Origin of the sequence: Glycocaulis albus (assembly GCF_014639075.1) — a bacterium.
GTDB lineage: Bacteria > Pseudomonadota > Alphaproteobacteria > Caulobacterales > Maricaulaceae > Glycocaulis > Glycocaulis albus.
This window is the reverse complement of record NZ_BMFS01000001.1, coordinates 265,973-275,616: the sequence shown is the minus strand read 5'-3', so window position 1 is coordinate 275,616 and position 9,644 is coordinate 265,973. Positions and strand designations below refer to the sequence as shown.

General features: G+C 64.0%; 12 protein-coding genes. 6 read left to right on the top strand and 6 right to left on the bottom strand.

The genetic code is table 11. The features are described from left to right. Window positions 1-34: 34 nt before the first annotated feature. From IEV75_RS01430 to IEV75_RS01415, 4 genes are all read right to left on the bottom strand, one after another. Window positions 35-2,113 (bottom strand): S9 family peptidase, encoded by a 2,079-nt coding sequence (locus IEV75_RS01430; protein ID WP_188450763.1) that lies wholly within the window; start codon window positions 2,111-2,113, stop codon window positions 35-37. A gap of 84 nt (window positions 2,114-2,197) precedes the next feature. Further along, the gene (locus IEV75_RS01425) at window positions 2,198-2,407 is read right to left on the bottom strand and encodes a YdcH family protein (RefSeq protein ID WP_188450762.1); all 210 of its coding nucleotides are present in this window, start codon (window positions 2,405-2,407) and stop codon (window positions 2,198-2,200) included. Window positions 2,408-2,529: 122 nt separating this feature from the next. Further along, on the bottom strand, window positions 2,530-3,024 hold the full coding sequence (locus IEV75_RS01420) for a TIGR02444 family protein (protein ID WP_188450761.1): 495 nt from the start codon (window positions 3,022-3,024) through the stop codon (window positions 2,530-2,532). Next, the gene (locus tag IEV75_RS01415) at window positions 3,024-3,650 is read right to left on the bottom strand and encodes a UbiX family flavin prenyltransferase (protein ID WP_188450760.1); all 627 of its coding nucleotides are present in this window, start codon (window positions 3,648-3,650) and stop codon (window positions 3,024-3,026) included. Before IEV75_RS01415 ends, IEV75_RS01420 begins: the two co-directional genes overlap by 1 nt. Window positions 3,651-3,747: 97 nt before the next feature. Here IEV75_RS01415 and IEV75_RS01410 point away from each other — a divergent pair, with 97 nt between their 5' ends. The 4 genes from IEV75_RS01410 (at window position 3,748) to IEV75_RS01395 (ending at window position 6,263) form a co-directional block, all read left to right on the top strand. Continuing rightward, window positions 3,748-3,918 (top strand): YdcH family protein, encoded by a 171-nt coding sequence (locus IEV75_RS01410; protein WP_188450759.1) that lies wholly within the window; start codon window positions 3,748-3,750, stop codon window positions 3,916-3,918. Between the two features lie 159 nt (window positions 3,919-4,077). After that, window positions 4,078-4,437, top strand: a complete 360-nt coding sequence (locus IEV75_RS01405; protein WP_444542679.1) for a GFA family protein — start codon at window positions 4,078-4,080, stop codon at window positions 4,435-4,437. Between the two features lie 90 nt (window positions 4,438-4,527). Further along, complete coding sequence (locus IEV75_RS01400) at window positions 4,528-5,412, top strand: tetratricopeptide repeat protein (RefSeq protein ID WP_188450758.1); 885 nt, start codon at window positions 4,528-4,530, stop codon at window positions 5,410-5,412. A 32-nt stretch (window positions 5,413-5,444) separates the two neighbouring features. Continuing rightward, complete coding sequence (locus IEV75_RS01395; protein WP_188450757.1) at window positions 5,445-6,263, top strand: SDR family NAD(P)-dependent oxidoreductase; 819 nt, start codon at window positions 5,445-5,447, stop codon at window positions 6,261-6,263. Between the two features lie 329 nt (window positions 6,264-6,592). On the opposite strand, the gene IEV75_RS01390 is transcribed toward IEV75_RS01395, so the two are convergent. Continuing rightward, a complete protein-coding gene (locus IEV75_RS01390) occupies window positions 6,593-7,264 on the bottom strand; it encodes a DUF1013 domain-containing protein (RefSeq protein WP_188450756.1) in 672 nt (223 codons plus the stop codon). Between the two features lie 189 nt (window positions 7,265-7,453). After that, entirely contained in the window at window positions 7,454-8,440 is a 987-nt protein-coding gene (locus IEV75_RS01385; protein WP_188450755.1) for an NAD(P)H-quinone oxidoreductase, read from the bottom strand. Between the two features lie 125 nt (window positions 8,441-8,565). On the opposite strand from IEV75_RS01385, the gene IEV75_RS01380 reads away from it, so the two are divergent. Then, window positions 8,566-8,757, top strand: coding sequence for a DUF1192 domain-containing protein (locus tag IEV75_RS01380; RefSeq protein WP_188450754.1), 192 nt, complete (start codon window positions 8,566-8,568; stop codon window positions 8,755-8,757). A 143-nt stretch (window positions 8,758-8,900) separates the two neighbouring features. Next, complete coding sequence (rcdA, locus tag IEV75_RS01375) at window positions 8,901-9,443, top strand: protease adaptor protein RcdA (RefSeq protein WP_188450929.1); 543 nt, start codon at window positions 8,901-8,903, stop codon at window positions 9,441-9,443. Window positions 9,444-9,644 lie beyond the last annotated feature (201 nt).

Genomic DNA, 9,644 nt, shown 5'->3' with positions numbered 1-9,644 from the left:
GACGCGCGGCGGCAGGAAACATTGGCGGCTCTGGCTAGTCAGCAGCCAGAAGCGCGTCGTAGTCGAGCTCCGAAGACGGGATTTCGCCGCCCGGCCCTTGCAGGTAATGGCGCATCCAGCCCATCAGCCTGTGGGCGTAGTCAAACTGCGCCGCCGCATTGCGCAGGCCATGACCCTCACCCGGATAGGTGACAAGGCGCACCGGCGCCTCGCCCGCCAGCTTGAGATAGCGGTAGAGGATATAGCCCTGCGAGGGCGCAACCCGTGTGTCCACCTCGCCATGCATGACCAGCGTCGGCGTCGTCGAGCCGTGCGCGTTCATGATCGGTGAGTGCTCGAAATACCACTCCCAGTTCTCCCACGGATAGTGGATGAAGTGGACATCGACCATTTCGACCGGAATGTCGGTATTGCCCATGAAGGACACCAGATCGGTCAGCGCCACGAACGGCACCGAGGCGGCAAAATGCTCGCTGGCAACGGTCGCGCCCCAGGCAGACGCAAACCCGCCATAGGAGCCGCCCGTAATGCCGACGCGGGCCGGGTCGATCAGGCCTTCATTGGCGAGATAGCCGACGCCATCAACAATATCCTCGAACTCCTCGCCCGGCGGGTTGAGATGGTCCAACTCGATGAAGGCAAAGCCGCGCCCGGTAGAGCCGCGATAGTTCGGGTAGAAGACGGCGAAGCCCTCGCCGGCGCCGATATGGCCGGGCCGCGAATAGCCGGTAAGCCAGCCATTATGATCGTGCGCTTCCGGCCCGCCATGGACCACGGTGATCATCGGCCAGCCGTTTTCGGGCGCCTCGCCTTGCGGGGTGATGAGCACGCCTTCAACCTCGACACCGTCACGCGCCGTCCAGCGCACCACGCGCTGATCGCCCAGCGTGCGGTTCGCCAGCCACGGATTGAGGTCGGCCCAGCGCGCCGGAGCCTCGCCCGGACGGGCCACATACACGTCACGCGGATGGGCCGGGCTGTCGGCGACGAACGCGATATGCCCGCCATCGGCATCCAGGCTCAGCGAATGGGCGACATAGCCGCCATGGGCTTCGCGCGAGACTTCTCCGCCTTCAGGCGTGTAGGTCACCCAGGCACTGTCCTGACGCACATGGGCGAGCGCGAAAACCTGCCCGTCATGCCATTCAAAGCTGCGGATATGCTGCTCGGCATCGGCCGCCACCTGTACGTACTCGCCGGTCTGGACATCCGCGACATGGATCGTGCCCGCCGTCGCGTCAGAACGGTTGATCGCAGCCAGAAAGGCAAATTGCGATCCGTCAGGCGAGAAGCGGCCCATGCCCAGCTTGCCCGGCGTCTGGATGGTGCTGATCACATCGCCGCTCTGCGTGTCGACGATGGTCCAGCGCTGTTCCATCATGGAATCGTCCACGGACGGCGTCGGCGCCAGTGTGACGGCAAGACGCGAACCATCCGCGCTCAGCTCGATGGCCGAAGCGTGACCGGTCAGGTCCAGCGCTTCAGCTGCGCGCTCATTATCACCCAGGCCTGCCCGCCAGACATGGGAAAACGGCTGGTTTTCCTCGTAGACATTCGCCCGGAAGCCGCGCTCGCGCAGCGCGCTGTCATCCGGCTGATCCGGGTCACGGCCGATGAAATAGACCCAGCGCCCGTCAGCAGACACCGTATAGCCCTGCATGGCGGTGTCCGGGTGATAGAGGCGCTCCGGCTCGCCACCCGCCAGGGCGATGCGGTAAAGGGCCGGACGCTCATCACCTTCCCGGCGCGCCATGAAGGTGACGCTCTCGCCATCAGGATGCAGCGCGACACCGCTGACCGTATCTTCACCCGCGACCAGTGCCCGCACAGCGCCCGGTGAGTCCGCCGCATAAAGGTGAAGCGACGGCGCCCCGTCACTGTCGCCCGCGCGGATATCGCGCGGCACCGAAACAGTGAACACAACCGCACCGCCATCAGGTGCAATCATGACCTGACCGGCCTGACGCAGCGCAAACAGATCATTGATGGAAACGCTTCTGGCCTCTTCCTGCTCCTGCTCCTGCGCCAGCGCGGGCACATGCACAGCCGGCACGGCGATGAAGGCACTGGCGAGCACGGCCGCCGCCAGGCGGTGTCTGAGACGCAAACTCATGGATCTAGCCTCCCTGCAATCTTGTCCTTGCCGGAAAGCTAAAGCGGCAAACCGCCCGCGTCGAGCTTTCGCCCGCACTGATGGTCAGGCGATGATGTCGGGATTGAGCTGGTCTTCGATGGCGAAGATCATGTCCTTGAGCATCAGCTTGCGGCGTTTCAGCCGGACCAGCTTGAGCTGATCGACCACTCCGCACTCCTGCGCCGCGCGCACTTCCGCGTCCAGCGCGCGATGTTCGCGGCGCAGCTCGGCCAGCTTGGCAATCAGCGCATCTTCGTCCAGATCACCGAACATTCTCAGCCAATACACCTGTTCTGGAATGCAACCGGCCCGCCGGGCAAGGCAGGTGACGATTGCAAAGACGTGGACAAGACCGTTTCCCGCCCGGGGCCAGCCCGGTCTGCGGGGCGCGGACATTACCCTTTTTCGAGCGCGGAGAAAATGGCTTCTTTGAAATGGATAACGGGTGCGCTGCTACCCGCGTGCGCGGCATAAAGCTCCAGCCCCGCAAGGGCCCGTTCCGGCCAGGAAAACGACGAGGCCAGGCCCACTGTCTCGAGCTTTTCCAGCAGCGCCTGAGCGATGTTTTCAGCTGCCAGCTCGGCATCGAGAACCTGCTGGCGCAATGCCTGCGCCGGTGCAGCTGGAACGGGGGCCGGCACGTGTTTCAAGGCATCACGGACACCGCGCAAAGGCCCGGTGGCGAGGGCATGCCAGTCAGCAGTGACGCGCACCGCATCATCGAGCATCGGCCCGGGATCACGCCCCTGCCCTGTCGTCCAGACAATCCAGAAGGCAATATTCACGTCCAGACCGGCGTCCTGGAGCGCCAGGGTAGCCGCCTTCACCGGCGCATGCGCATAGAGCGTGACGGAGAAATCCCACAGGCCTTGCCCGTGCGAGCCTTGCATCACGCCCTGCCTTTGCGGGCTGCGCCGGGGCGCCTGCCCTCCTTGATATCCTCCCCCCAGCGCCGTGTCGGCATCCAGTCGAGGCCAAAGAGATCCAGCGCCCGGCCTACGGACTGGTCCACCATGTCATCAAGGGTCTCAGGTCTCGCGTAGAAGGCCGGCAAGGGCGGCATGATGATGGCGCCCATCTCGGTCAGCTGTGTCATGGTGCGCAGATGACCGAGGTGAAACGGCGTCTCGCGCACCATCAGCACCAGACGGCGGCGCTCCTTCAGCACCACATCGGCAGCGCGGGTGAGAAGGCTGGATGTCACGCCGGTCGCGATCTCGCTCATCGTGCGCACCGAGCACGGGGCAATCAGCATGCCCAGCGTCTGAAAGGAGCCGGACGCGATGGGAGCACCGATATCGGGAAAGGCATAGGTATGGCTTGCCCGTGCGCGGATATCGGCCGCTTTCAGGCCCATTTCGTAGCCGAGTGTCATTTCGGCGGCCTTGCTGGCCACGACATGGGATTCGATTCCCAGATCATGCAGGGCCTCAAGGGCGCGCATGCCGTAAACAACACCAGACGCGCCCGACAGACCGACAATCATCCGCCGGGGCAAGGACTTGGCTTCAGACATGGGAAACCCTTCCGCTACACGGACATTTTTCACCATTGCTAGGGAGGGGGGTTTGATGTTTCACTTCTGGTCCTTGATCCAGCGAAGGAGGCTACACATGCCAGCTGAAGCGCGTATCCGTGAGCTTGACCAACGTCACACGCAACTGGAAAGCCGCATCGAGAAAGAACTCAAGCACCCTTCGGCAGATACGCTGCGCCTTGCGGAACTCAAACGACAGAAATTGCGCCTCAAGGAGGAAATTGAAACCCTCCGGCGCCAACATTGACGCATTTTGCGGCAATTCACCACATGACCGAAGGGCGGACCAACAATGGTCCGCCCTTTTTCGTGATACGGGTCAGAACTACCGCTTACAGACCGGATTGAACCGGAGGAAGCAGGCATGACCCATCGCACGGCCTCGTGCAGTTGCGGGTAGTTGCAGGTGCAGTGCAAGGGCGAACCGGTGCGCGTTGCCATCTGCCACTGCCTTGAGTGCCGGAAGCGCACCGGAAGCGTGTACGTGGTGCAGGCCCGCTTCCATCGCGAACACCTGACAATGAGCGGGGAGACGCGCCAGTGGCGCCGTCAGGGCGATAGCGGCCAGTCAACACGCTTCCACTCCTGCCCGCTGTGCGCATCCACCGTCTTCTGCGAGCTGGCTGGTGCTCCCGGTTTTGTCGCTGTCGCCGCAGGCATGTTTGCCGACCCTGGCTTCCCGCCGCCCGTCCTGTCCGTTTATGAAGAGCGCCGGCATTCATCGGTATTCAACGCGGGCGCCCTGCCCATGGACCATATCGGCTGACGGCACATCCCTGCCCGCCCCAATGGACCGGGCCACCTGCCATGCCTATCATGCGCTACCAGATCTGAAACCCGCGCCCAAAGGCCCGCCATGCTGACTTTCTCCCGTGCGCTTGTCCTGCTGCTGCTTGGCTGTCTGGCAGCCCCGGCTTTCGCCCAGCCATCTGCCGGCAATCCGCAAGGTGCAGCTGCCTGTCCAGACGCCAATGAGGCCATGGCCTCAGGTGACGCCGAGGCCGCTGTTGCCGCCTTGCGCGCCTGCCTGTCCGCGCGCCTTCATCCCTGGCAGACCGAGGCCGAGCTGCGTGTGCGCCTGGGGGCGAGCCAGCTCGCGCTTGGAGAGAGCGAGGCGGCCCTTTTCACCTATAACCAGGTGATCGCGCTTCTGCGCGATAATGGCGGCAATACCGACATCCCGATCGTACGGCGCAACCGCGCGGTTGCTCTGTTGCAGCTGGATCGTCCGGAAGAGGCACTGGAAGACCTGCTGATCGCCGAGCGCGGCATGCCGCAGGACGATTTCGTCCACATCCTTCTGGGTGGCACCTATATGGAGCTGGACCGCGGCACGGAGGCCATCGCCGCCTACGACAATGCGATACGCCTGGCCCCGGACTCGCCCGGCGGATGGATCGGACGCTCAGCTGCCTTCATCGAGCTGGAGCTTATGGACCGCGCGGTCGAAGACGGGCGCGAGGCCGTTGCCATTGCGCCGGATGACGGCTCGGCGCTGAACGCGCTTTGCTGGGCGCTGGTCAGGGCGCAGCGGGCCGCTGAAGGCATGGATATCTGCTATGCGGCCGTCGAGGCAGAGCCCGATTCGGGCGCCATTCTCCACTCCCTGGCAGCGGCCCTGGAGCAGGTCGGCGAAGATGAGGAGGCTTATCCGCTCTTTGCCCGCGCCTACGAGCTGGAGCCGGACAATACAACGATAGCCGGTGATTATGCCCGCGTAAGCGCTGCGCGCGGCGACTAGGGCCTGTCCATTCTGACACGGGAGTTTGCCGCATGGCCGGTTCGGAACGCGTTGCCATCGTCACAGGCGGAGCCAGCGGCATAGGCGCGGCCTGCGCGCGGCGTCTGGCCGATGAAGGCGTGCGCGTTGTCATCTCCGATATCGACAAGAAGGCCGGTGAAGCGCTGGCACAGGATCTTGGCGCCGCCAAGGGACGCGCCCTGTTTGTCAGCTGTGATGTCTCCGACAAGCTCTCTGTGGCCAATCTCATGGCCGAGACGCTCTCGGCCTTCGGTCAGCTCGATATCCTCGTCAACAATGCCGCCGTGCTGGCGCGCGGGGACATCCTGTCGCTGGAGCTGGCCGATTTCGACAAGGTGCTGGGCGTGAACCTGCGCGGCGCCTTCCTGGTGGCCCGCGCCGCTGCGCGCCAGATGACCCGGCAGATCGAGGACGATGACACCCGCGCCGACGATGCCCGGCGCCGCTATGCGATCGTGAACATGAGCTCGATCAACGCCGTGGTCTCGATTGCCGACCAGCTGGCCTATTCCACATCCAAGGGCGCGCTGAACCAGATGACAAAGGCCATGGCCCTGTCACTCGCCCCCTACGGCATTCGGGTGAATGCCATAGGGCCGGGCTCGGTCAACACCGACATGCTCAAATCGGTGAACGAGGACAAGGCAGCGATGGACATGGTATTGTCGCGGACACCGCTCGCCCGGATCGCCGACCCGGACGAGATTGCCTCCATCGCTTGGTTCCTGGCCTCGCGTGAAGCCAGCTACATCACCGGCAGCTGCATCTATGCAGACGGTGGCCGCCTCGCGCTCAACTATGTGATGAAGCGCGAGGATTACGAGGACTAGGCTGCACCGGCATTCAGGTTTCGGGCCCCGGAGCGAACTTTAGTTCGCTCCGACTCTTTGCTGAATGAGGCACGCGGCTTGTAGCCGCTTGCCGGGGCGTAGCGGATTTGGTTCCTGGCAAGGAGAGACGGCTGCCGTGGAGCCTCTCTCCACAAGGACGGCTCGACGCCGTCAGGAGCGAAATCCGCCGCGCCTCGAAGAGGCATGGCGAAAATCGCCCCCTATTACGTCGCAGTCCCTCGAAAGGGAGCGGCCCTTCCATCGGGCCTGCTCCTGATCTTGACCGATTTTCGCGCATATCACGCTCCAAAACGGAACGCCGGTGCAGCCTAATCCTCGTCACCATCCTGCGGCGCGCTCTTGCCGAACAGCTCGTCGAGCGTGGTCGGGCCGGAGGCTGCCGGTGCTGTCTCTTCAGCCGGCTTGAGCACATCTTCCTCGATCTTGACCGTACCGGCGTCTTCCATCTCCTTACGGCGCTTGGAGGCCTTGCGGACCTGTTCATCGAGATCGATCTGGCTGCAAAGCCCCAGCGAAACCGGGTCGGTCGGCTTGATATTGGCCGAGTTCCAGTGCGTGCGGTCGCGCACTGCCTCAATGGTGGTCTTGGTCGTGCCGACCAGCTTGGAAATCTGGCCATCGGTCAGTTCGGGGTGATTACGCACCAGCCAGGCAATCGCGTCAGGGCGGTTCTGGCGGCGCGAAAGCGGGGTATAGCGCGGCCCCTTCTTGCGCACGGTTTCCTGCAGCTCGGCATATTTCGGGCGCTTGGCCTGCATGCGGTAGCTGGGGTCAGCCTCAGCCTTCGCGATCTCCTCCGATGTCAGCTGTCCGGTAGCGACCGGGTCTGATCCGCGCACGCCCGCCGCGACATCACCATCGGCAATGCCCTTCACTTCCAGACGGTGCAGGCCGCAGAAATCGGCGATCTGCTCGAAGGAAAGGCTGGTATTGTCGACCAGCCAGACGGCTGTCGCCTTGGGCATGAGGATGTCAGACATGGCAATTGGCTCCTTGTCGAGGGGATGCGCCGGAGACATAAGAAAACCCGGCGCGGTCCGCCGGGTTTCGGTCGATCCGACCCGTCAAGCTGGCGTTCGTGACACCGGATAACAATGACGGGATTTGCGGTGCTTATAACGCGTGAGCGCGCGCCATGAAAGAGGGTTTTCCTGACACTGCAGGAACGCTCAGGGGATCAGCAATATCTTGCCGGAATGGGCCATGGAATCCATCCGCTCATGCGCCTTTGCGACATCCGCCAGCGCATAGGTGGAATCGATCAACGGCTTGACCTTGCCTGCCTCGATCCACGGCCAGACATGCACGCGCACGGCCTGAGCCAGCGCGGCCTTCTCCCCGGCTGAGCGGGCACGCAGCGTCGAGCCGGTGACGGTCTGGCGTTTGAGCATGAGGCCCATCAGATCCACCTCCACGCGCGAGCCTTTCAGGAAGGCGATCTGCACAAGCCGCCCGAAGCGGTTCAGCACGGCCAGATTCTTCGCCACATAGTCCCCGCCCACCATGTCGAGGATCACATCCGCGCCACCTGCCGCTTTCACGCCTTCAACCCAAGCGTCCTCCCGGTAATTGAACACGTGATCTGCGCCCAGCCTGCGGCAGATGTCGCACTTGTCTGTACTGCCCGCCGTTGCCATCACGATGGCGCCATGGGCCTTGGCCATCTGGATGGCCGTGGTGCCGATCCCGCTCGACCCGCCATGCACCAGAAGGCGCTCACCGGGTTTCAGCGCACCTGCCTCGAACACATTCGTCCAGACAGTGAAGACGGTTTCGGGCAGGCCTGCCGCCGCGATGATATCCATATCCTCCGGCACCGGCAGCACTGACCCAGCGGGCGCACGCGCGATATCCGCATAGCCGCCGCCGGCCACTAGCGCGCACACGCTCTGACCGGTATCAAACCCGCTCACCCCCTCGCCCAGCGCCAGCACCGTGCCGGACACCTCCAGCCCCAGCCCCTTCGGCGCGCCGGACGGCGGCGGGTAAAAGCCCATGCGCTCGATCACGTCAGGCCGGTTCACGCCCGCTGCCGCGATCCGGATCAGGATTTCGCCGGGGCCTGGCGGATCCAGCGTGATCTCCTCCACCCGCAGCGCGTCCGGGCCGCCCGGCTCCGGGGCGGTGACAATGCGTGTCGCGTAGGCAGGCTTCATGGCTGATTATCCGTATCTGCACACAATTGGGGGGCGCATGCTGGCCCGGATTGCGCTATTGTGCAGCCCATAATGACGGCAGGCAGCCGATATGTGCACACGGCATGACAGGGAGGTGATGACCCATGTTTGACGATGAACTGCCGCGAAGCAAACGGCTCACCATCACACCGGGAGAAGATGTTTCCAGCCTGTCCGTCGCGGACCTGCAGGAACGCATTGCGGCGCTGAAAAGCGAAATTGCACGGGCCGAGGCGATGATTGATCACAAGCAGGACAAGCTGGGCGCTGCCGAGGCCTTCTTCAAAAAGGCCTGAAAAATATCGCGAACTGGCCCCGGCCTTGCTAGGTAGGCAGCCAGACAGGCATGCTGCGTCCCGATATGGGCAAGGCAGGTGCTGCACCGATTGACGCCCGCGCCGCAAGGCGGCCGGGACATGCGTGAGGGATGAGGGGCGTGATGGAAACCGAAACCGGCAAGTCCGGCACAGACCGCGCAGCGAGCGAAGCGGCCATCCGTGTGGCCGATTTTGCGGCGTCCGAACATTTCAGCCGCCTGTTCCGTGAGGGCATGGATCTGGTGGAGGAAACCGCCAGCTATCTGGACGGGCCGGGACGTGACGATGCCAAGCGCCTCGGGCGCTCCGGGGCGCTCGCCTATGCCGCTGAATCCATGACGCTCACCACGCAGCTCATGCAGTCCGCCTCCTGGCTTCTCACCCAGCGCGCGGTGAGCGAAGGCGAGATGACGCCCTTTGAAGCGGCCAGCGAGAAGTACCGCCTCGGCGGCAAGACACATCCGCGCGAGGGCATGTGGCCAGCTGGCGATGACCCCTGCCCGCCCCGCCTTGGCGATCTCGTCGCCCGCTCGCAGAGCCTTCACGAGCGCCTGAAACGCCTTGATGACAATCTCTTCCGCGAAGCACCCGGCGGAGCGCCGGGCCAGAACCCGCTCGCTGGCCAATGGTCAGCACTGGAAAGCGCCTTTGCCGGACGGAGCTAGCGGATAGTTCGGCACGCAGCGCCGCAAGCGCGATCCCCGATCAAATCGAGGACAGGCAGCGCGCCCGAGCTTATGCGAGGCGCGACGCACGGATGTGCGGAGCATCAGGAAAACTACGCGCCGGGGTGACTTTCCGGCCCCGTCAGGGGCCAAAAGGCCGAACGGCCGCCCACGAATGCCTGTGCCCGCGCAGGCGGGTAT

What these genes read in the sequence shown, in the direction of transcription:
- IEV75_RS01385 (WP_188450755.1), bottom strand. Translation starts at nt 8,440, where the DNA reads ATGAAGCCTGCCTACGCGACACGCATTGTCACCGCCCCGGAGCCGGGC.
- IEV75_RS01430 (WP_188450763.1), bottom strand. Translation starts at nt 2,113, where the DNA reads ATGAGTTTGCGTCTCAGACACCGCCTGGCGGCGGCCGTGCTCGCCAGT.
- IEV75_RS01410 (WP_188450759.1), top strand. Translation starts at nt 3,748, where the DNA reads ATGCCAGCTGAAGCGCGTATCCGTGAGCTTGACCAACGTCACACGCAA.
- IEV75_RS01395 (WP_188450757.1), top strand. Translation starts at nt 5,445, where the DNA reads ATGGCCGGTTCGGAACGCGTTGCCATCGTCACAGGCGGAGCCAGCGGC.
- IEV75_RS01400 (WP_188450758.1), top strand. Translation starts at nt 4,528, where the DNA reads ATGCTGACTTTCTCCCGTGCGCTTGTCCTGCTGCTGCTTGGCTGTCTG.
- IEV75_RS01415 (WP_188450760.1), bottom strand. Translation starts at nt 3,650, where the DNA reads ATGTCTGAAGCCAAGTCCTTGCCCCGGCGGATGATTGTCGGTCTGTCG.
- rcdA (WP_188450929.1), top strand. Translation starts at nt 8,901, where the DNA reads ATGGAAACCGAAACCGGCAAGTCCGGCACAGACCGCGCAGCGAGCGAA.
- IEV75_RS01420 (WP_188450761.1), bottom strand. Translation starts at nt 3,024, where the DNA reads ATGCAAGGCTCGCACGGGCAAGGCCTGTGGGATTTCTCCGTCACGCTC.
- IEV75_RS01390 (WP_188450756.1), bottom strand. Translation starts at nt 7,264, where the DNA reads ATGTCTGACATCCTCATGCCCAAGGCGACAGCCGTCTGGCTGGTCGAC.
- IEV75_RS01425 (WP_188450762.1), bottom strand. Translation starts at nt 2,407, where the DNA reads ATGTTCGGTGATCTGGACGAAGATGCGCTGATTGCCAAGCTGGCCGAG.
- IEV75_RS01380 (WP_188450754.1), top strand. Translation starts at nt 8,566, where the DNA reads ATGTTTGACGATGAACTGCCGCGAAGCAAACGGCTCACCATCACACCG.